The 21,357-nt window shown below is 62.9% G+C and carries 16 protein-coding genes; 14 read left to right on the forward strand and 2 right to left on the reverse strand.

Annotation, left to right across the window (positions count from 1 at the left end; genetic code table 11):
- Positions 1-8 precede the first annotated feature (8 nt).
- The 14 genes from J4D28_RS00120 (at position 9) to J4D28_RS00185 (ending at position 20,064) form a co-directional block, all read left to right on the forward strand.
- Positions 9-185, forward strand: coding sequence for a hypothetical protein (locus tag J4D28_RS00120; RefSeq protein WP_003176118.1), 177 nt, complete (start codon positions 9-11; stop codon positions 183-185).
- Positions 169-3,123, forward strand: a complete 2,955-nt coding sequence (locus J4D28_RS00125) for a sensor histidine kinase (RefSeq protein WP_009050894.1) — start codon at positions 169-171, stop codon at positions 3,121-3,123. Before J4D28_RS00120 ends, J4D28_RS00125 begins: the two co-directional genes overlap by 17 nt.
- 22 nt (positions 3,124-3,145) lie before the next feature.
- A complete protein-coding gene (locus tag J4D28_RS00130) occupies positions 3,146-4,582 on the forward strand; it encodes a sigma-54 dependent transcriptional regulator (protein WP_009050895.1) in 1,437 nt (478 codons plus the stop codon).
- Between the two features lie 734 nt (positions 4,583-5,316).
- Positions 5,317-6,720, forward strand: a complete 1,404-nt coding sequence (locus J4D28_RS00135) for a polynucleotide adenylyltransferase PcnB (protein WP_009050896.1) — start codon at positions 5,317-5,319, stop codon at positions 6,718-6,720.
- Between the two features lie 4 nt (positions 6,721-6,724).
- Positions 6,725-7,204 (forward strand): 2-amino-4-hydroxy-6-hydroxymethyldihydropteridine diphosphokinase, encoded by a 480-nt coding sequence (folK, locus tag J4D28_RS00140; RefSeq protein ID WP_009050897.1) that lies wholly within the window; start codon positions 6,725-6,727, stop codon positions 7,202-7,204.
- 236 nt (positions 7,205-7,440) lie between these two features.
- Positions 7,441-8,241: a 3-methyl-2-oxobutanoate hydroxymethyltransferase gene (gene panB / locus J4D28_RS00145; protein WP_009050898.1), complete on the forward strand. Its 801-nt coding sequence runs from the start codon at positions 7,441-7,443 to the stop codon at positions 8,239-8,241.
- Complete coding sequence (panC, locus tag J4D28_RS00150) at positions 8,238-9,092, forward strand: pantoate--beta-alanine ligase (protein ID WP_009050899.1); 855 nt, start codon at positions 8,238-8,240, stop codon at positions 9,090-9,092. The genes panB and panC overlap by 4 nt, the downstream gene beginning before the upstream one ends.
- A gap of 109 nt (positions 9,093-9,201) precedes the next feature.
- Positions 9,202-9,582 carry an aspartate 1-decarboxylase gene (gene panD, locus J4D28_RS00155; protein ID WP_007924662.1) on the forward strand — a complete coding sequence of 127 codons (381 nt, stop codon included), beginning with the start codon at positions 9,202-9,204 and terminating at the stop codon, positions 9,580-9,582.
- Positions 9,583-9,821: 239 nt separating this feature from the next.
- Positions 9,822-11,486, forward strand: coding sequence for a glucose-6-phosphate isomerase (gene pgi, locus J4D28_RS00160; RefSeq protein ID WP_009050900.1), 1,665 nt, complete (start codon positions 9,822-9,824; stop codon positions 11,484-11,486).
- 171 nt (positions 11,487-11,657) lie between these two features.
- Entirely contained in the window at positions 11,658-13,595 is a 1,938-nt protein-coding gene (gene acs, locus J4D28_RS00165; RefSeq protein WP_009050901.1) for an acetate--CoA ligase, read from the forward strand.
- A gap of 39 nt (positions 13,596-13,634) precedes the next feature.
- A complete protein-coding gene (locus J4D28_RS00170; protein ID WP_009050902.1) occupies positions 13,635-14,501 on the forward strand; it encodes an oxygenase MpaB family protein in 867 nt (288 codons plus the stop codon).
- A 151-nt stretch (positions 14,502-14,652) separates the two neighbouring features.
- Complete coding sequence (locus tag J4D28_RS00175; RefSeq protein WP_124309584.1) at positions 14,653-15,831, forward strand: acetyl-CoA C-acetyltransferase; 1,179 nt, start codon at positions 14,653-14,655, stop codon at positions 15,829-15,831.
- Between the two features lie 184 nt (positions 15,832-16,015).
- Entirely contained in the window at positions 16,016-17,032 is a 1,017-nt protein-coding gene (locus J4D28_RS00180) for a class I SAM-dependent rRNA methyltransferase (protein WP_016703669.1), read from the forward strand.
- 113 nt (positions 17,033-17,145) lie between these two features.
- Positions 17,146-20,064 carry a DUF748 domain-containing protein gene (locus J4D28_RS00185; RefSeq protein ID WP_177477925.1) on the forward strand — a complete coding sequence of 973 codons (2,919 nt, stop codon included), beginning with the start codon at positions 17,146-17,148 and terminating at the stop codon, positions 20,062-20,064.
- A 202-nt stretch (positions 20,065-20,266) separates the two neighbouring features.
- Here J4D28_RS00185 and J4D28_RS00190 read toward each other — a convergent pair whose 3' ends face one another.
- Positions 20,267-20,623 carry a BON domain-containing protein gene (locus J4D28_RS00190; RefSeq protein WP_009050906.1) on the reverse strand — a complete coding sequence of 119 codons (357 nt, stop codon included), beginning with the start codon at positions 20,621-20,623 and terminating at the stop codon, positions 20,267-20,269.
- Between the two features lie 287 nt (positions 20,624-20,910).
- Positions 20,911-21,327 (reverse strand): pilin, encoded by a 417-nt coding sequence (locus tag J4D28_RS00195; RefSeq protein WP_009050907.1) that lies wholly within the window; start codon positions 21,325-21,327, stop codon positions 20,911-20,913.
- Positions 21,328-21,357: the final 30 nt, after the last annotated feature.

Raw genomic sequence — 21,357 nt, forward strand, 5'->3', positions numbered from 1 at the left:
AGGCCGAGATGTACATCTATCGCTTGGTCCTGCTGCTGGTAGTGGGGATCTATCTGTTCTCCCCCGCCATCATGGATTGGTGGATCGATGCTACGGGCGCCTGGTATCGCCCGTATCTGCTCTGGCTGATCCTGATCGTCGTGACCTTCATCCTGCAGAGCCAAAAAGATGCCGATGAGCTTTAGCCTGACCCAGATGATCCTGATCAGCGCCGCGTACCTGCTGGTGCTGTTCGGGGTGGCCTGGATCAGCGAACGCGGCATGATCCCGCGCTCGATCATCCGCCACCCGCTGACCTACACCCTGTCCCTGGGGGTCTACGCCAGCGCCTGGGCCTTTTACGGCACGGTTGGCCTGGCCTATCAGTACGGCTACGGTTTTCTTTCCAGCTATCTCGGGGTTTCCGGCGCCTTCCTGCTGGCGCCGGTGCTGCTTTACCCGATCCTGAAAATCACCCGCACCTATCAACTGTCGTCGCTGGCCGACCTGTTCGCCTTCCGTTTTCGCAGCACCTGGGCCGGTGCGCTGACCACGGTGATCATGCTGGTCGGCGTATTGCCCCTGCTGGCCTTGCAGATCCAGGCGGTCGCGGACTCCATCGGCATCCTCACCCGCGAACCGGTGCAGCACCGGGTCGCCCTGAGCTTCTGTGCGCTGATCACCCTGTTCACCATCTTCTTCGGCTCCCGGCACATTGCCACCCGGGAAAAACACGAAGGCCTGGTGTTCGCCATCGCCTTCGAATCGGTGATCAAGCTGATCGCCATCGGCGGTGTCGGCCTCTATGCCCTGTACGGCGTGTTCGATGGGCCACAACAGCTGGAACTCTGGCTGTTGCAGAACCAGACCGCCCTCGCCGCCCTGCATACACCGCTGCAGGAAGGACCGTGGCGCACCCTGCTGCTGGTGTTCTTCGCCTCGGCGATCGTGATGCCGCACATGTACCACATGACCTTCACCGAGAACCTCAACCCGCGCTCGCTGGTCAGTGCCAGCTGGGGCCTGCCGCTGTTCCTGTTGCTGATGAGCCTGGCGGTGCCGCTGATCCTCTGGGCCGGCCTGAAACTGGGCGCCACCACCAACCCCGAGTACTTCACCCTCGGCATTGGTATCGCCGCCAATAAACCGGCATTGGCCTTGATGGCCTACATTGGTGGGCTTTCCGCCGCCAGCGGCCTGATCATCGTCACCACCCTGGCGCTGTCGGGGATGGCCCTCAACCATCTGGTGCTGCCGCTGTATCAGCCACCAGCCGAAGGCAACATCTACCGCTGGCTGAAATGGACCCGCCGCGCGCTGATCGTGGCCATCATCATGGCCGGCTATGCCTTTTACCTGCTGCTGGGGGCCGAGCAGGACCTGGCCAACCTCGGCATCGTGGCCTTTGTCGCGACCCTGCAGTTCCTCCCCGGCGTGCTCTCGGTGCTGTACTGGCCGACCGCCAACCGGCGCGGCTTCATCGCCGGGCTGATGGCCGGGACACTGGTGTGGCTGGTGACCATGCTGCTGCCGCTGATCGGCAACCTGCAGGGCTTCTATATACCGCTGCTGAACATGATCTACGTGCTGGACGATACCAGCTGGCACATGGCGGCCATCGCCTCGCTGGCCGCCAACGTCCTGATGTTCACCCTGATTTCGCTGTTCACCAACGCCAGCTCCGAAGAAGCCAGCGCCGCCGAAGCCTGTGCGGTGGACAACGTGCGCCGGCCGCAACGTCGCGAACTGCATGCCGCCTCGCCCCAGGAGTTCGCCACCCAACTGGCCAAGCCCCTGGGCGCCAAAGCCGCGCAGAAGGAAGTCGAGCAGGCGCTGCGCGACCTGTACCTGCCCTTCGACGAGCGCCGCCCCTATGCCCTGCGCCGTTTGCGCGACCGTATCGAGGCCAACCTGTCCGGCCTGATGGGCCCCAGCGTGGCCCAGGACATGGTGGAAACCTTCCTGCCCTACAAGGCCGGCGGCGAAAACTACGTGACCGAAGACATTCACTTCATCGAAAGCCGGCTCGAGGACTACCACTCGCGCCTGACCGGCCTGGCCGCCGAGCTCGATGCCTTGCGCCGCTACCACCGCCAGACCTTGCAGGAACTGCCGATGGGCGTCTGTTCCCTGGCCAAGGACCAGGAAATCCTCATGTGGAACAAGGCCATGGAAGAGCTGACCAGCATTCCGGCGCAGCATGTGGTCGGTTCGCGCCTGAGCACCATCGCCGATCCCTGGAGGGAGCTGCTGCAAGGTTTCATCAACGTCCCCGATGAACATCTGCATAAACAGCACCTGGCCCTCGACGGCCAGACCCGCTGGCTGAACCTGCACAAGGCCGCCATCGACGAACCCCTGGCCCCGGGCAACAGCGGCCTGGTGCTGCTGGTGGAAGACCTGACCGAAACCCAGATGCTCGAAGACAAGCTGGTGCATTCCGAGCGGCTGGCCAGCATCGGCCGCCTGGCCGCCGGTGTGGCCCACGAAATCGGCAACCCGATCACCGGTATCGCCTGCCTGGCGCAGAACCTGCGCGAAGAGCGCGAAGAAGACGGCGAACTCACCGAAATCAGCGGCCAGATCCTCGAACAGACCAAACGCGTGTCACGCATCGTCCAGTCGCTGATGAGCTTCGCCCACGCCGGCAGCCATCAGCACAACGACGAAGCCGTGTGCCTGGCCGAGGTGGCGCAGGATGCCATTGGTCTGCTGGCGCTGAATCGACGCAATTTCGAGGTGCAGTTCTTTAACCTGTGCGATCCGGACCACTGGGTCGACGGCGACCCGCAGCGGCTCGCCCAGGTACTGATCAACCTGCTATCCAATGCCCGCGACGCCTCACCGGCGGGCAGCGCGGTACGGGTCAAGAGCGAGGCCGGCGAACACACGATCGACCTGATCGTCGAAGACGAAGGCAGCGGTATCCCGTCGAGCATCATGGATCGACTGTTCGAACCCTTCTTCACCACCAAGGATCCTGGCGAGGGCACCGGACTGGGCCTTGCACTGGTCTATTCCATCGTTGAAGAGCATTATGGACAAATCACCATCGACAGCCCGGCTGACACCGAAAGCCAACGCGGCACCCGTATCCGGGTGACCTTACCGCGTCATGTCGAAGCGACGTCCGCTGTGAACTGAGACCGTCGAGAGAATCGAATCAATGCCGCACATTTTGATCGTCGAAGACGAAACAATTATCCGCTCCGCCTTGCGCCGCCTGCTGGAACGCAACCAGTACCAGGTCAGCGAAGCCGGTTCCGTGCAGGAAGCACAAGAGCGTTTCAGCATTCCCACGTTCGACCTGATCGTCAGCGACCTGCGCCTGCCAGGCGCCCCCGGCACCGAACTGATCAAGCTCGGCCAGGGCACCCCGGTGCTGATCATGACCAGCTACGCCAGCCTGCGCTCGGCGGTCGATTCGATGAAGATGGGCGCGGTGGACTACATCGCCAAGCCTTTCGATCACGACGAAATGCTCCAGGCCGTGGCGCGCATCCTGCGCGACCGCCAGACCGCGCAGAGCAGCCCCAACGAGCGTCCGGCCGCCAAGTCGGGCAACGGCGCGGACAAGGCCGGTGCCAACGCCAGCAACGGCGAAATCGGCATCATCGGCTCCTGCCCACCGATGCAGGACCTGTACAGCAAGATCCGCAAGGTCGCCCCGACAGACTCCAATGTACTGATCCAGGGTGAATCCGGGACCGGCAAGGAACTGGTGGCCCGCGCCCTGCACAACCTGTCCAAGCGCGCCAAGGCGCCGATGATTTCGGTGAACTGCGCGGCCATTCCGGAAACCCTGATCGAGTCCGAGCTGTTCGGTCACGAAAAAGGCGCCTTCACCGGTGCCAGCGCCGGGCGCGCCGGCCTGGTGGAAGCGGCGGACGGCGGCACCTTGTTCCTCGACGAAATCGGCGAATTGCCACTCGAAGCCCAGGCCCGCCTGTTGCGCGTGCTGCAGGAAGGCGAGATCCGCCGGGTCGGCTCGGTGCAGTCGCAGAAGGTCGATGTGCGCCTGATCGCCGCGACCCACCGCGACCTCAAGAGCCTGGCCAAGATCGGCCAGTTCCGTGAAGACCTGTATTACCGCCTGCACGTGATCGCCCTGAAACTGCCAGCCCTGCGCGAACGCGGCGCCGACGTCAACGAAATCGCCAATGCCTTCCTCGCCCGCCAGAGCGCGCGCGTGGGCCGCACGGACCTGAAGTTCGCCCCGGACGCCGAGCAAGCCATTCGCCACTACTCTTGGCCAGGTAACGTTCGCGAACTGGAAAACGCCGTCGAGCGCTCGGTCATCCTGTGCGAAAGCCCGGAAATCTCTGCGGAGCTGCTGGGTATCGATATCGAACTGAGCGACCTGGAAGACGACGAATTCATCGGCCTGGCGCCCCAGGCCGCCAACGCCAACAACAGCAGCCATGAGCCGACCGAAGACCTGTCGCTGGAAGACTACTTCCAGCATTTCGTTCTCGAGCACCAGGACCACATGACCGAGACCGAACTGGCCCGCAAACTGGGCGTCAGCCGCAAATGCCTGTGGGAACGTCGCCAGCGCCTGGGCATCCCACGGCGCAAGACCGGGGTCGCCAGCGAAAGCTGAAGTCCGGCGGTAACGGGTTGCGGGTAACACGCGATCTTGTGAAAAAACTGTTACCTCAGTCATTTCACGTAACAAAAGCCGGGGCTTACGGTAACGAAGCCCCGGCTTTTTTTCGCCTGGAGAAACCTCATAACCGCGCCTAACCCCTTGTTTTACTGGGCCTCGCAAAAGTTGGCACGGCACCTGCTATATGTTTGGTACAAGAACAATAACAAGCAATGCATAAGACAATAAAAATAAGACGAATCGACTCACGCACAATAAAAACAACACGACGGAGGCGCAGCTAACTGATTCTTTTGGAGAGGCGTTGTCATTGGGGCTTGCCCCACAACCAGGCCGAGAACAACAAAAACCGCCCTAAGGCAGAGCCTGAACTGGTTGGATCACTGATCATTGCAACACAGCGACCAAAGCAATCCGTTTGCTCTTGGCTCCCGATTGGGAGGGTCACTCTGGGTTAACCAGGTGACAAGGGCGTTAAACAAAAACAAGAAGCCCGAAACCAATAATAAAAATAGAGCACGCAAACACTTCTGGGGGAGCTTCGGCTCCCCTTGTGGTTTCCGCGATTACGGTTTTACTCACGCAAAGCCCCGCCAACCCGCGTTCCCAAGCGCCGCGCACGACTCGCCGCAGCTTCCTACACCATCCCCCGACTAAATGCTAGAATCCCCGCCCATCATGCGGTCATTCTTCGTTATGGCCGAACATTCCTTCAAACAGTGCATCCCATGCTGAAGAAGTTGTTCCAGTCATTCCGTTCTCCCTTGCGTCGTACGCAACACAAACGCAGCACGCCTGAAGTGCTCAACAGCAGCCAACACTCGCTGCAACGCGCCCAGTTCAGCCGTTATGCGGTGAACATCGTCGAACGCCTGCAGAACGCCGGCTACCAGGCCTACCTGGTCGGCGGCTGCGTGCGCGACATGCTGCTCAATATCACCCCCAAGGATTTCGACGTCGCCACCAGCGCCACGCCGGAACAGGTGCGGGCCGAATTCCGTAACGCCCGGATCATCGGCCGTCGGTTCAAGCTGGTGCATATCCACTTCGGCCGCGAAATCATCGAGGTCGCGACCTTCCGCGCCAATCACCCGCAAAACGATGAAGAGGAAGACAGCAACCAGTCCTCGCGCAACGAAAGCGGGCGCATCCTGCGCGACAACGTGTACGGCACCCTCGAAGAGGACGCCCAGCGCCGCGACTTCACCATCAATGCCCTGTATTACGATCCGGTCAGCGAGCGCATCCTCGACTACGCCAACGGCGTACACGACATCCGCAATCACCTGGTCCGCCTGATCGGCGATCCGCGCCAGCGCTACCAGGAAGATCCGGTACGCATGCTGCGGGCCGTGCGCTTCGCCGCCAAGCTGGATTTCGGCATCGAGAAACACACCGCCACGCCGATCCGCGACCTGGCGCCCATGCTGCGGGAAATCCCTTCGGCACGGCTGTTCGAGGAAGTGCTCAAGCTGTTCCTGTCCGGCCATGCCGCCGACACCTTCGAGATGCTGGTCGACCTGCAGCTGTTCGATCCGCTGTTCCCGGCCAGCGCCGAGGCACTGGAGTACAACCCGACCTACACCCATACCCTGATCAGCGAAGCCCTGATCAATACCGACCTGCGCATCAAGCAGAACAAGCCGGTCACCCCGGCTTTCCTGTTCGCCGCGCTGCTGTGGCCGGCCCTGCCGGCTCGCGTGCTGCGCCTCCAGGAACGCGGCATGCCGCCGATTCCGGCGATGCAGGAAGCTGCTCACGAATTGATCAGCGAACAGTGCCAGCGCATCGCCATTCCAAAACGCTTCACCATGCCGATCCGCGAAATCTGGGACATGCAGGAACGCCTGCCACGTCGCAGCGGCAAGCGCGCCGACCAGTTGCTGGACAACCCGCGGTTCCGCGCCGGTTATGATTTCCTGCTGCTGCGCGAAAGCGCTGGCGAGCAGACCGATGGCCTGGGCGAATGGTGGACCGACTATCAGGACGCCAACGATGCCGGTCGCCGCGACATGATTCGCGACTTGAGCGGCAAGGACGAAGCCGGCACAGGTCCACGCAAGCGTCGTCGCAGCAGTGGCGCCAAACGCAAGCGCGCCACCGCCGGCGCACCGAGCGCTTCCGGCGAATAACCCGATGGAACGCATCTACATTGGCATGGGCAGCAACCTGGCTGCCCCGGCAGAGCAATTGCGCAGTGCGATCGACGCGCTGGCGCAGTTGCCACACAGCCAACTGGCAGGCGTCTCGGCCTTCTATCAAAGCGACTCCCTGCTGCCCGGCCAACCGCGCTACACCAACGCCGTGGCCGCCCTGGACAGCAGCCTCGCGCCTCTCGAACTGCTGGACGCGCTGCAAGCCATCGAAAACGGCCAGGGCCGCGAGCGCCTCAAGCGCTGGGGGCCGCGCACCCTGGACCTGGACATCCTGCTGTTCGGCGATCGCCTGATCGACGAACCGCGGCTCAAGGTCCCGCATTACCACATGCAGGCCCGGGCCTTTGTCCTCTATCCCCTGGCCGAACTGGCCCCCGCCGACCTGCAACTGGCCGACGGTCGTCACCTGCGCGATCTGCTCGCCGCCTGCCCATTTGTCGGCCTGGAACGTCTGGCCTGACTGCTGAAACGCATCAGTTACGGCGGTAACACTCACGCCGTAACAATGCGGTAACACATGCAATTGACTTCCCGAGTTCTCCTCACGACTATAGGCGTCCCGTTGCCGCCAACACGGCGTTACAGGGCGCAATCCAGGCCTTATAAGCACGACAACAGACCGTGCGCCTGTATAGATAAGAATCACGCGCGTTACTCGCAGCAGTTTCCAGAGCGCCTGAATGAGGACCCTTTTTCATGCCAGACATCACCCTGACCACCCTGCAAGGCCTCAAGCAGAAAGGTGAGAAAATCACCATGCTGACCTGCTATGACGCGACCTTCGCCCACACCTGTTGCCAGGCCGGCGTTGAAGTACTGCTGGTGGGCGACTCCCTCGGCATGGTCTTGCAAGGGCACGACAGCACACTGCCAGTCACTACCGCCGAGATGGCCTACCACGTCGCCGCGGTCAAACGCGGCAACAGTGGCGCCCTGATCCTCGCCGACCTGCCGTTCATGGCCTACGCCACCACCGAACAGGCCCTGAACAACAGCGCCCAGTTGATGCAGGCCGGTGCGCACATGATCAAGGTCGAAGGCGCGTTGTGGCTGGCCGAATCCATCCGCCTGCTGGCCGAGCGCGGTATCCCGGTCTGCGCCCACATGGGCCTGACCCCGCAATCGGTGAACATCCTCGGCGGCTACAAGGTTCAGGGACGTAACGAAAACCAGGCCCGGCAGATGCGTGCCGACGCCATCGCCCTGGAAGCGGCCGGCGCGGCGATGCTGCTGCTCGAATGCGTGCCGAGCGAACTGGCGGCGGAAATCACCCAGGCGGTGAATATTCCGGTAATCGGCATCGGTGCCGGCAGCGCCACCGACGGTCAGGTGCTGGTTCTGCACGACATGCTGGGCCTGTCCCTGAGCGGTCGCGCACCGAAGTTCGTGAAGAACTTCATGGCCGGCCAGGAAAGCATCCAGGCCGCCCTGAGCGCCTATGTCAGTGAGGTCAAGGCCGTGACCTTCCCAGGCGCCGAACACGGGTTTTCTGCATGAATACTGTAAAAACCGTACGTGAACTGCGTGCCGCCGTGGCCCGTGCCCGCAGCGAGGGCAAGCGCATCGGCTTCGTGCCGACCATGGGCAACCTGCACAGCGGTCATGCCGCCCTGGTGACCAAGGCGGCCCAGCGAGTGGATTTCGTGGTGGCGAGCATCTTCGTCAACCCGCTGCAATTCGGCGCTGGCGAAGACCTCGACAAGTACCCGCGAACCCTGGCCGCCGACCAGGAAAAGCTCCTGCAAGCCGGTTGCCATCTGCTGTTCGCCCCTAGCGTCGAAGAGATGTACCCCGACGGCATGGACGGCCAGACCCGGGTCAGCGTGCCGCAACTCTCCGAAGGCCTGTGCGGCGCCAGCCGTCCCGGGCATTTCGAAGGGGTGGCCACGGTGGTCAGCAAGCTGTTCAACATGGTGCAGCCGGACCTTGCGGTCTTCGGCCAGAAGGACTTCCAGCAACTGGCGGTAATCCGTGCCCTGGTGCATGACCTGAACATGCCGATCCAGATCATCGGCGAGCCCACCGTGCGCGCCGCCGACGGCCTCGCGCTGTCATCTCGCAACGGCTACCTGAGCGAAGAACAACGTGCCATCGCCCCGGCGATCTATCGTGGCCTGACCCAGATCGCCCAGGCCATCAGCCAGGGCCAGCGGGACTATCCAAAGCTGCTGGACGAGCAAAAACAGGTGCTCGAAGCCGCCGGCTTCCGCCCGGATTACCTGGAAATCCGCCACGCCCGGACCCTGCGCCCGGCCACCGCGCAAGACCGCGACCTGGTGATTCTGGCGGCGGCCTATCTGGGCGCTACCCGCCTGATCGACAACCTGCATCTGGACCTCGACGCCTAGGTCCCAAAGGCCGATTGCCCGAAGCCCGACCTTCGGGCAAACTGCCGCCGCCCGGGGCCTGCAGCGATGCTGCGGGCCCTGTTCGAGGATCCGACCGAGAGAACCACTCATGCACGCCATCATGCTCAAGGCCAAGCTGCATCGCGCCGAAGTCACCCACGCTGTGCTCGACTACGAAGGCTCCTGCGCCATCGACGGCGAATGGCTGGACTTGTCCGGTATCCGTGAGTACGAACAGATCCAGATCTACAACGTCGACAATGGCGAACGCTTCACCACCTACGCCATTCGTGGCGAGGAAGGCTCGCGCATGATCTCGGTCAACGGCGCCGCCGCGCACAAGGCCAAGGTTGGCGACCGGGTGATCATCTGCGCTTACGCTCACTACAGCGAAGCCGAACTGCTCAACTTCAAGCCGCGCATGCTCTATATGGCGCCGGGCAACGAGCTGAGCCACACCAGCCATGCCATTCCGGTTCAGGTCGCCTGAGCCCCAGTCATTCTCACCCCTGAAATCCTGCTCGTTGCGCGGCTCTGAGGCGCCGGTATAAAAAAGTACCGGCCGCAGGTCAGACAAAGCCAAGACAGATCAGCACGCGAGAGTTACTGTAATCGCCCTGCGTGCTTAATCGTGTCAGCGCAGGTTTGACCGAACGTTATTCTTCAAGCAGGACGTTCCGGGCTTTTCAGTGTCCAACAGGCAGTTCAAGTAAAAGGAAAACCGCAGCGATGGCGTACTACCGCACTCCTCACGACGTTACCGCTCTGCCCGCCTGGCAAGCGTTGAATGACCACCGCCAAGCCATGCAGGATTTCAGCATGCGCGAGGCCTTCAATGCCGACCCGCAGCGCTTTCATCAATTCAGCCTCAGCGGCTGTGGGCTTTTTCTCGATTACTCGAAGAACCTGATCACCCCCGAAACCCGCAACCTGCTGGTGGGCCTGGCCAATGAAGCCGGTCTGCAGGATGCGATCAAGGCGCTGTTCGCCGGTGAGCTGGTCAACTCTTCCGAAGGCCGTCCGGCCCTGCACACCGCCCTGCGCCGTCCAGTGGGCGACAAGCTGTCGGTCAACGGCGTCAACGTGATGCCGGAAGTGCACAAGGTGCTGAACCAGATCACCGAACTGGTCGGGCGCATCCATGACGGCCTGTGGCGCGGCTACACCGAGAAGCCGATCACCGACGTGGTCAACATCGGCATCGGCGGTTCGTTCCTCGGCCCCGAGCTGGTGTCCGAAGCCCTGTTGTCCTACGCCCAGAAAGGCGTGCGTTGCCATTACCTGGCCAATATCGACGGCAGCGAATTCCACGAACTGTCGTCGAAGATCCGCGCCGAAACCACGCTGTTCATCGTCTCGTCGAAATCCTTCAACACCCTGGAAACCCTGAAGAACGCCCAGGCCGCACGCGCCTGGTACCTGGCTCAGGGCGGTTCCGAGGCCGAGCTGTATCGCCACTTCATCGCGGTGTCGAGCAACAACGCCGCCGCCGTGGCCTTCGGCATCCGCGAAGAGAACATCTTCCCGATGTGGGACTGGGTCGGCGGGCGTTACTCGCTGTGGTCGGCCATCGGCCTGCCGATCGCCCTGGCCATCGGCATGTCCAACTTCAAGGAACTGCTGTCCGGCGCCTACACCATGGACCAGCACTTCCAGACCGCGCCGTTCGAGCAGAACATGCCGGTCCTCCTGGCCCTGCTGGGCGTGTGGTACGGCAATTTCTGGGGCGCGCAAAGCCACGCGATCCTGCCGTACGACCACTACCTGCGCAACATCACCAAGCACTTGCAGCAGCTGGACATGGAATCCAACGGCAAGAGCGTGCGCCAGGACGGCACGCCGGTTTCCACCGACACCGGTCCGGTGATCTGGGGTGGCGTGGGCTGCAACGGTCAGCACGCGTATCACCAACTGTTGCACCAGGGCACCCAGCTGATCCCGGCCGACTTCATCGTGCCGATCGTCAGCTTCAACCCGGTCGCCGACCATCACCAGTGGCTGTACGCCAACTGCCTGTCGCAAAGCCAGGCGCTGATGCTCGGCAAGACCCGCGCCGAAGCCGAGGCCGAGCTGCGTGAAAAAGGCATGAGCGAGGCCGAAGTCCAGAAGCTGGCACCGCACAAGGTGATCCCGGGCAACCGTCCGAGCAACACCCTGGTGGTCGAGCGCATCAGCCCGCGCCGCCTGGGCGCGCTGGTGGCGATGTACGAACACAAGGTCTTCGTGCAGAGCGTGATCTGGGGCATCAACGCCTTCGACCAATGGGGCGTGGAGCTGGGCAAAGAGCTGGGCAAGGGCGTCTACAACCGCCTGGTCGGCAGCGAAGAAACCCCGGCCGAGGATGCTTCGACCCAGGGCCTGATCAACTACTTCCGCGGTCGCCACCGCGGCTGATAGCCCGCTGGAACCTCCCCTCGCGAACCGGCCCGCTGCTACGCAAACCCTTCCATTGCGCGGCAGCGGGCCGATTCACGATCGGTCGCCCAAGACCGCCCTCCCCTTGAACCCCTTCCGATCAAGGCGCATCTTTATCGCTTGTCGCTAAAACAAGAATAAGGAACCGTCATGTTCGATATCAGCACGTTCCCCCAAGCCGATGCCGTCCGCCGGGCTGCGCAATTGAGTCAGGACGACTACCAGCGGCTGTACCGCGAATCCATCGAGCACCCGAGCACCTTCTGGGCCGAACAGGCCACCCGCTTTCTCGACTGGAGCGCCCCCTGGCAGACCGTGCAGCGCTATGACCTGAAAACCGGCGCCGCCAGCTGGTTCGCCGGCGGCCAGTTGAACGTCAGCTACAACTGCATCGACCGCCACCTGGAAAAACGCGGCGATCAGGTGGCGATCATCTGGGAAGGCGACGACCCTGCCGAGTCGCTGCAAATCACCTACAAAAAACTCCATCACTACGTCTGCCGCCTGGCCAACGTCCTGAAAAGCCGCGGCGTGAAAAAAGGCGACCGGGTCTGCATCTACATGCCAATGATTCCCGAGGCGGCCTACGCCATGCTCGCCTGCACCCGTATCGGCGCGGTGCACTCGGTGGTCTTTGGCGGATTCTCTCCGGACGCGCTGCGTGACCGCATTCTCGATGCCGACTGCCGCACTGTGATCACCGCTGACGAAGGGGTACGCGGCGGCAAGTTCGTGCCCTTGAAAAACAACGTCGACAAGGCCCTGCAAAGCTGCCCGAACGTCAGCACGGTGGTGGTGGTCGAGCGCACCCAGAACCCGGTGAACTGGGTCGAAGGCCGCGACCTCTGGTATCACCAGGCCCTGCGCGGTGTCGAAGACGACTGCCCGCCGCAACCGATGGACGCCGAAGACCCGCTGTTCATCCTCTACACCTCCGGCAGCACCGGCAAACCCAAAGGCGTGCTGCACACCACCGGCGGCTACTTGCTGCAAGCGGCGATGACCTTCAAATACGTACTGGACTACCGCGAAGGCGAAGTCTTCTGGTGCACCGCCGATGTCGGCTGGGTCACCGGCCACAGTTACATCGTCTACGGCCCGCTGGCCAATGGCGCGACCACCCTGATCTTCGAGGGCGTGCCCAGCTACCCAAGCAGCTCGCGCTTCTGGGAAGTCATCGACAAGCACCGGGTGAACATCTTCTACACCGCCCCCACCGCCTTGCGCGCACTGATGCGCGAAGGCCCCGAGCCGCTGCAGCACACCTCGCGCAGCAGCCTGCGCCTGCTGGGCAGTGTCGGCGAGCCGATCAACCCGGAAGCCTGGGAGTGGTATTTCAATAGCGTCGGCGAGCAGCGCTGCCCGATTGTCGATACCTGGTGGCAGACCGAAACCGGCGGCATCATGCTCAGCCCGCTGGTCAGCGCCAGCCACATCAAGCCGGGCTGCGCCACCCGCCCGATGTTCGGTGTGCAGCCGGTGCTGCTGGACGAGCACGGCAAGGAAATCAGCGGCGCCGGCAGCGGCATCCTGGCGATCAAGGCCAGTTGGCCGGCGCAGATCCGCAGTGTCTACGGCGACCCGCAGCGCATGGTCGAGACCTATTTCAAACCCTACCCGGGCTACTACTTCACCGGCGACGGCGCGCGGCGCGATGAAGACGGCGATTACTGGATCACCGGGCGCATCGACGACGTGATCAACGTCTCCGGGCATCGCATCGGTACCGCCGAGGTCGAGAGCGCCCTGGTCCTGCATGACAGCATCGCCGAGGCCGCGGTGGTCGGTTATCCCCATGACCTCAAGGGCCAGGGCATCTATGCCTTTGTCACCCCGATGAATGGCGTCGAGCCCAGCGACGAGTTGAAGAAGGAGCTGTTGAGCCTGGTCAGCCGCGAGATCGGCAGTTTCGCCAAGCCGGAGTTGATCCAGTGGGCGCCGGCCTTGCCGAAAACCCGCTCGGGCAAGATCATGCGGCGTATCCTGCGCAAGATCGCCTGCAACGAACTCGACAGCCTGGGCGATACCTCGACCCTGGCCGACCCGAGCGTGGTCGAGGGCCTGATCGATAAACGCCTGAACCTCTGAGCGAGGCCTCGGGCCTCAACCAAGGAACAGCCAAGCGGTATGGAATTCATTCGCAGTCGTATCGAAACCCAGGTGATGAGCCTGGGTGGCCTGTCACTGGGTCAGCTCGACCTGGACAACCCCAAGGGCGACCCGGGCCTGTTCGGCCCGGACGCTATCTGCTGGCAGGTGCATGGCGATTTCAGCAGCATGCTGATCGGCGGCATCAGCGCCTTGTTGATGCAGGCCCTGCACCCGCTGGCCCTGGCCGGGGTCTGGGATCACTCGAATTTCCGGGAAGACATGATCGGGCGCCTGCGGCGTACCGCGCAGTTCATTTCCGGCACCACCTTCGGCTCGCGGCAGGATGCCGAATGGCTGATCGACAAGGTGCGCACCATTCACCTGCAGATCGTCGGCCACGCGCCAGACGGCCGGCCCTATGCCGCCAGCGATCCGCAGTTGCTGACCTGGGTGCATGTGGCCGAGGTCAGCAGCTTTCTGGCGGCGCATCTGCGCTATCGCAATCCGCAGCTGTCGCCTGCCGACCAGGACCGTTACTACGGGGAAGTCGCGCTGATCGCCGAGCGTCTTGGCGCCAGCGATGTGCCGCGCTCGCGCCGGGCCGTGGCGGCGTACCTGGCCGGGATGCGCCCTCAGTTGCTTTGCGATGAACGCAGCCGCGAAGTGCTGCGTTTGCTCTTGGCGGCACCTGCCCCAAGCCGCCTGGCCAAGCCATTCGGCTCGTTGATGATGCAGGCCGGCATCGACCTGCTACCCGACTGGGCCAGCGACATGCTGGGCGTCAACCAGGGTCTGCTGCAACGCCAGCTGATCCGCGCCAGCGTCAACCGCAGTGCGCCGATGCTGCGCTGGGCGGTGCGCAATGGCTCGATACATCGCGCACGCCGGCGCATGGGCCTGTAATACCCGACCGGGCGAACAGAACGCGACCCATCGGTTCGCGATTGGCGGCGTCGCGACCTTCTATGCAACCATGATTTTCCAAGTTCTCGCGCATCGGTCCCCTGTCCATAGCCACCGACCGATGCCGCCCATAGCAATGAGGATTCGCGCCATGCAAGACGTCGTAATCGTTGCCGCCACCCGCACCGCGGTCGGCAGTTTCCAGGGTTCGCTGGCCAATATCCCCGCGGTCGATCTCGGCGCCGCGGTGATCCGCCAACTACTGGCCCAGACCGGCCTGGACGGCGCCCAGGTCGATGAAGTGATCATGGGCCAGGTGCTCACCGCCGGCGCCGGGCAGAACCCCGCGCGCCAGGCCGCGATCAAGGCCGGCCTGCCCCACGCCGTGCCGGCGCTGACCCTGAACAAGGTCTGCGGCTCCGGCCTCAAGGCCCTGCACCTGGGCGCCCAGGCGATCCGCTGCGGCGACGCCGAGGTGATCATCGCCGGCGGCCAGGAGAACATGAGCCTGGCCAACTACGTGTTGCCCGGCGCCCGCACCGGCCTGCGCATGGGCCATAGCCAGATCGTCGACACCATGATCAGCGACGGCCTGTGGGACGCCTTCAACGACTACCACATGGGCATCACCGCCGAGAACCTGGTGGACAAATACGGCATCAGCCGCGAAGCCCAGGACGCCTTTGCCGCCGCCTCGCAGCAGAAGGCCGTGGCCGCCATCGAGGGCGGGCGTTTTGTCGATGAGATCACCCCGATCCTGATTCCCCAGCGCAAGGGCGACCCCGTGGCCTTCGCCACCGACGAGCAGCCGCGCGCCGGCACCACCGCCGAATCCCTGGGCAAGCTCAAGCCAGCCTTCAAGAAAGACGGCACGGTCACCGCCGGCAACGCTTCGTCGCTGAACGACGGCGCCGCCGCGGTGATCCTGATGAGCGCCGCCAAGGCCAAGGCCCTGGGCCTGCCGGTGCTGGCGAAGATCGCCGCCTACGCCAACGCTGGCGTCGACCCGGCGATCATGGGCATCGGCCCGGTGTCGGCCACCCGTCGCTGCCTGGACAAGGCCGGCTGGTCCCTGGAGCAACTGGACCTGATCGAAGCCAACGAAGCCTTCGCCGCCCAGTCGCTGTCGGTGGGCAAGGAACTGGGTTGGGATGCGAGCAAGGTCAACGTCAACGGCGGCGCCATCGCCCTCGGCCACCCGATCGGCGCCTCGGGCTGCCGGGTGCTGGTGACCCTGCTGCACGAAATGCTCAAGCGCGATGCCAGGAAAGGCCTGGCGACCTTGTGCATCGGTGGCGGCCAGGGCGTGGCATTGGCGATCGAACGCTAAGCCCGCGCCCTTTCTGTAGGAGCGAGGCTGCCCGCGATAAATCGTCAACGACAACGCGCACTGTCTATAGCGCTGCGCTGTCATGACGTTTCCTTCGCGGGCAATCGAGCATCGACCGGCCGCTCCTACAGGGGGTGGCCGAAGCTGGTAAACTGCCCCACCCAATCATCCGCAAGGCGCCCGCATGTCTTCCTTGAATCAGGCGCTGCGCGCCGCCCTCGATCATCGCCAGGACCTGCTCGCCGAGCTGCATCAGCAAGGCACCGACTGCTATCGGCTGTTCCATGGCAGCCAGGAAGGCGCCGGGGGCCTGACCATCGACCGTTACGGCCCACAGCTGCTGGTGCAGAGTTTTCACCAGACGCTGGAACGCGAGGCCTTGCTGCAATTGCACGAGACCGTCCAGAAGCAGCTGGGCCTGGACACCCTGCTGGTCTACAACGACCGCTCCCGGGGCAATTCACGCATCGACCGCGAAGACCCGGTTTACCGCGCCGAAGAACAGGCGCTGCAAGACCTGGTCGGCCACGAATGGGGCTTGAACTATCGGGTACGCGGTCGCCATGCCGGCCAGGACCCGCTGCTGTTTCTCGACCTGCGCAACGCCCGTGGCTGGGTCAAGGCCCACAGCGCCGGCAAGAGTGTGCTGAACCTGTTCGCCTATACCTGCGGCGTCGGCCTGAGTGCCGCGGCAGGTGGCGCCCGCGAGGTGTGCAACCTGGACTTCGCCGAGGGCAACCTGGCGGTCGGCCGCGAGAACGGCCAGCTCAATCCGCAATTGCCGGCCATGCAGTTCGTGCAATCGGATTACTTCCCGGCGATCCGGCAACTGGCCGGCCTGCCCATCACCCAGCGCCGTGGGCAAAAGCTGCCCGGCTACCCACGCCTGGAACAGCGCCAGTACGATCTGGTACTGCTCGACCCGCCGGCCTGGGCCAAGAGTGCATTCGGCACCGTCGACCTGCTGCGTGACTATCAGAGCCTGCTCAAGCCGGCCCTGCTGGCTACCGCCGACAATGGCGTGCTGATCTGCTGCAACAACCTGGCGAAAGTCACCCTGGACGACTGGCGCGAACAGGTGCTGCGCTGCGCCGAAAAAGCCGGGCGCCCGGTACGCGAATGGCAGGTGCTGACACCCGGTCGCGACTTCCCCTCCATGGACCAGCAACCGCCGCTCAAGACCCTGATCCTGCATCTCTGATCTCCCGCGAGGAATCTGAACAATCCTGTTTGCGACAGTCATGGGATTGTTTCGGAACCGGAAACGCATGCCATACTCCAACGCACTTCCGATTCAGATAGATGAAGCCTCGCATGTCCAAAGGATTGATCCGCGCTATCGGCGCCTTGTTGACCGCTCTCGCCCTGTACAGCCTGCTGGGCTTTCTGATTTTGCCGGGCATCGCCCTGCGGGTGGCCAATCAACAGTTGGCCAACTACGCGACGGTACCGGCAAAGATCCAGCGCATCGAACTCAACCCGTTCAGCCTCGAACTGACGCTCTGGGGCCTGAACATCGGTGAGCCGGGCAAGGAGCAGGTGGCCTTCGAGCGTCTCTACGCCAACCTGCAACTGGACAGCCTCTGGACCCGCGCGCTGCACCTGGCCGATATCGAGCTGGACAAACCCAAGAGCGAGATCCTGTTCGCCAAAGACGGCAAGCTCAACCTGCTGGGCCTGTTCAACCTGCCCGCCAGCGAACCGACTCCGGACGACCCCGAGGCCAAGCCGTTCCCGCTGCGTATCGAGCGCATCAAACTGGCGGGCGGTTATGTGCACTTCCAGGACACGCGGCCCAGCGAGCCCATCGATTTCCTCTACGACAAACTCGATCTCGAGCTGAAGAACCTCAGCACCCTGCCCGATGACAGTGCCGACATGACTCTGGTCGCCGCGGGCCCCGCGGGCGGTCAGATCGATTGGAGCGGTAATTTCAGCCTGACCCCGATCGCCTCCGAAGGCACCCTGAAAGTCACCGACGGCCAGATGAAAGCCTGGTGGCCCTATGTCCGCGATGCCTTGCCCCTGGTCCTCGAAGACGGCGTGCTGAACCTCAACACCCGCTACAAGCTGAACCTGTCCAAGGAAACCGAACTGCTGCTCAGCGATGCTTCGGTAAGCGTCGCGCCTTTTGCCATCAAGGCCCCGGACGGTCGACCACTGGCCCGCCTGGAGCGCCTGGACGTCAGTGAGACCACGGTCGACCTGGCCAAGCAGCAAGTGGTGGTCGGCAAGATCCGCAGCCAGAAACTGGAAACCTGGGCAGCCCTGGAAGCCGATGGCCAACTGGACTGGCAGAAACTGTTCGCCAGCCAGCCGGCCAAAACGGTGGCCAAGCCCGCTCCGGCCGCCGCCGATAGCCCGCAGCCGGCGCCCCCGGCGCCAAGCAAACCCTGGCAGGTGTTGCTCAAGGACGTGCAACTGCGCAATTACCAGGTGCACCTGGCGGATCGCCAGGCCAAGCCAGCCGTGGCCCTGGAGGTCGGGCCGCTGAACGTCGACGTGCAGAACTTCGACAGCCTCAACCAGTCACCCTTCAACCTCAAGCTCGACACCGGGGTGGGCAAGCAGGGCAAGATCCTCGCCAGCGGTGTGGTCAACCTGCAACCGGTGACCGCCAAGCTGGCGGTGCAAACCAAGGACATCGACCTGCGGGTCGCGCAGTCCTACATCAGCCCGTTCATTCGCCTGGAGCTGCGCAGCGGCATGCTCGGCAGCGACCTGGCGGTGGACCTGAAAAACATCGATCCCCTGACATTCAGCGTGACCGGCCGCGCCCAGGTCGACCAGTTGCACACCCTGGACACCCTGAAAACCCGCGACTTCGTGAAATGGCAGCAACTGGTGCTCGAAGGCCTGAACTATCAGCACGGCGACAGCCTGACGATCAACAAGGTCAACCTGCTGCAGCCCTATGCGCGCTTCATGATCAACGATGACCGCACCACCAACATCGATGACTTGCTGATCCCGCAACCGGCCGACAGCGCACCGAAAAGTGCCGCCAAGCCGGCCGCCAAGGAAAAACCCCTGGGCATCCATATCGGCCAGATCGCCATCAACGATGGTTCGGCCAACTTCGCCGACTTCAGCCTGACCCCCAACTTCGCCACGGCCGTCCAGCAACTCAACGGCCAGATCGGCACCATCGACAGCCGCCAGGCCAAACCGGCCAGTGTCGATATCAAGGGTAAGGTCGATCGTTATGCGCCGGTCACCATCAAGGGCAGCGTGAACCCGTTCGATCCAATGGCCGCGCTGGACATCGCCACCAGTTTCAAACGCGTCGAACTGACCACCCTGACCCCCTACTCCGGCAAGTTCGCCGGCTACCGTATCCGCAAGGGCCGGCTCAACCTCGACCTGCACTACGTCATCACCAACGGCCAGCTCAAGGCCGAAAACAAAGTGGTGGTCGAACAACTGGAGCTGGGGGAAAAAGTCGACAGCCCGGATGCCGTGAGCCTGCCCCTGAAACTGGCGGTCGCCCTGCTCAAGGATGTCGACGGCAAGATCTCCATCGAACTGCCGGTGACCGGCGACCTCAACAACCCGCAATTCAGCGTCATGCCGATTGTCTGGCAGACCCTGCGCAACCTGATCGTCAAGGCTGCCGCCGCGCCCTTCAAACTGATTGGCGGTCTGGTCGCGGGCAGTGGTTCGGAAGACCTGGGCAGCGTCTCGTTCGCCCCGGGCTCGAGCGAGTTGAGCCCGGAATCGGAAGCGGCGCTGGTCAAGCTGTCCAACGCGCTCAAGGAGCGTCCGGCCCTGCGCCTGGAGATCGAAGGTACCGCCGCGCAGAGCAGCGATGGCCCGCTGATCGCCGAGCAACGCCTGGAGCGGGAATACCAGTACAACTACTACAAGATGCTCCAGCGTCGCGGCGACAAGGTGCCGGCCCAGGCATCCTTGCTGAAGGTGCCGGAAGGCGAGAAAGGTCCGCTGCTGGAAGGCATCTATCGCACGCGCCTCAAGACCCAGCCACCGGCCGAATGGAAGGATCTGGGCAAGGAAGAACGCACCGCGAAAATGCGTGAAGGCGTGATCCAGTTCTGGAGTGGCAGCGATGCGCTGTTGCGCCAGCTGGGCCAGGAACGGGCCAGCAGCATCAAGGACTTCCTGGTGGACAAGGGCCAACTGGCGGACGACCGGGTCTACTTCATCGACGCCAACCTCGGCCAGGCCGAAAGCGACGGTCGGGTCATTACCCCCATGCACCTGGACGCCGAATAACCACCCTCCCCGCCGACCCGGAAACGGGTTGGCCCTGCGGTTCTCCCCGCCATAAACAGAACAGGCCCCGACACACTGTGCCGGGGCCTGTTCTGTCTACAAAAGGAGCCACCTCCCTGTGGCCATTCGCATGAACCTTCAAGGAAGCGGTAGATGAACCATCTACCGCCTCTTCTCCCTGTCCAGGAAAGACGCTTGGGGCTTACTCGGTTTTCAAACCGTCAGCCGATACCGCCTTCACGCCCTTGATATTCTTGGCGATGTTGACTGCGGTTTCTTTCTGCGCCGCGGTCAGAGCCGTGGTGGAGGACAGGGAAACCACACCCTTGTTGGTTTCGACCTTGATGTCGGTGCCAGGAATGCCTTTTTCAGTTACGAGATCCGCTTTGACTTTGGTGGTGATCCAGGTGTCGGAAGTGGCTTCCTTGGCCTTGGTCACTTCACCCGCCGCGAGCACCATTGGCGCCTGAGTAGCTTGAGTGGTCTGGGCAAATGCAACGTTAGCCATGGTCAGGGTCAGAGCGGTAGCAGTTGCAGCAGCGATAGCGAACTTCTTCATACGAGTAACTCCTGTTCTTCTGGAAAACCTGCTCCAAGTCCTGGCAGCAGGGTTACTTAAGTAGATTGCAGGCGTTATGCCAAGTTCAGAAAAACAATAAAATCCTTAAATATCAATTACTTATAAAAATAACGAAACACTCGCGATCATGCAAAATGCATGATCGGCAAGTAATCTGCATGCAAGTTGCATTTCCAGTGGCGAGCTAACCTCCTGAATTTCCGACACTTTCCCAGAAGGCGCCGTGGCGCGTGGTGTTTCACGCGCCGAGCAGGCAAGCACCGACCTCAACTGCCACTGGCGGTGCAGCCCTTGGGGGAGTAATCGGCGGGGACAGTGGTGGTGCAGACCCAGCCATCGGCCGTGGTGCGAGTCAGGGTGACGGTCTTGTTCAGCACCGGCGCCGGTGCATTGAGGATGGTGCAGCCAATGCTTCCCGCTCCTGTCGAGGCGGAGCCCGCGGCGGTCATGGTGCAGTTCGACGTCGCCGCCTTGCCCCCCACCAGCTCCAGGGTCGGGTCGCTGCCCTGGTTCAGCACGTCCTCGAAGTTGACCTTCAGCGCCGAGGCTTCGGCCAATGCCGCGGTGACCTTGGCCCGCGCCTGGTATTTGGAATACAGCGGCATGGCAAAGGTGGCCAGGATGCCAATGATCGCCACGACGACCAGCAACTCGATCAAGGTAAAACCTTTCTGATACTTCATTTATCTGCTCCAAGCAGGGGATATCCAGGG

Source organism: Pseudomonas sp. GW531-T4 (assembly GCF_017349615.1).
Lineage (GTDB): Bacteria > Pseudomonadota > Gammaproteobacteria > Pseudomonadales > Pseudomonadaceae > Aquipseudomonas > Aquipseudomonas chlororaphis_I.

Coding starts and splice junctions, on each gene's coding strand:
- J4D28_RS00170 (WP_009050902.1), top strand. CDS start 13,635: ATGGAATTCATTCGCAGTCGTATCGAAACCCAGGTGATGAGCCTGGGT.
- panC (WP_009050899.1), top strand. CDS start 8,238: ATGAATACTGTAAAAACCGTACGTGAACTGCGTGCCGCCGTGGCCCGT.
- J4D28_RS00195 (WP_009050907.1), bottom strand. CDS start 21,327: ATGAAGTATCAGAAAGGTTTTACCTTGATCGAGTTGCTGGTCGTCGTG.
- J4D28_RS00190 (WP_009050906.1), bottom strand. CDS start 20,623: ATGAAGAAGTTCGCTATCGCTGCTGCAACTGCTACCGCTCTGACCCTG.
- J4D28_RS00125 (WP_009050894.1), top strand. CDS start 169: ATGCCGATGAGCTTTAGCCTGACCCAGATGATCCTGATCAGCGCCGCG.
- J4D28_RS00120 (WP_003176118.1), top strand. CDS start 9: ATGTACATCTATCGCTTGGTCCTGCTGCTGGTAGTGGGGATCTATCTG.
- J4D28_RS00130 (WP_009050895.1), top strand. CDS start 3,146: ATGCCGCACATTTTGATCGTCGAAGACGAAACAATTATCCGCTCCGCC.
- J4D28_RS00135 (WP_009050896.1), top strand. CDS start 5,317: ATGCTGAAGAAGTTGTTCCAGTCATTCCGTTCTCCCTTGCGTCGTACG.
- J4D28_RS00175 (WP_124309584.1), top strand. CDS start 14,653: ATGCAAGACGTCGTAATCGTTGCCGCCACCCGCACCGCGGTCGGCAGT.
- folK (WP_009050897.1), top strand. CDS start 6,725: ATGGAACGCATCTACATTGGCATGGGCAGCAACCTGGCTGCCCCGGCA.
- pgi (WP_009050900.1), top strand. CDS start 9,822: ATGGCGTACTACCGCACTCCTCACGACGTTACCGCTCTGCCCGCCTGG.
- acs (WP_009050901.1), top strand. CDS start 11,658: ATGTTCGATATCAGCACGTTCCCCCAAGCCGATGCCGTCCGCCGGGCT.
- J4D28_RS00185 (WP_177477925.1), top strand. CDS start 17,146: ATGTCCAAAGGATTGATCCGCGCTATCGGCGCCTTGTTGACCGCTCTC.
- panB (WP_009050898.1), top strand. CDS start 7,441: ATGCCAGACATCACCCTGACCACCCTGCAAGGCCTCAAGCAGAAAGGT.
- J4D28_RS00180 (WP_016703669.1), top strand. CDS start 16,016: ATGTCTTCCTTGAATCAGGCGCTGCGCGCCGCCCTCGATCATCGCCAG.
- panD (WP_007924662.1), top strand. CDS start 9,202: ATGCACGCCATCATGCTCAAGGCCAAGCTGCATCGCGCCGAAGTCACC.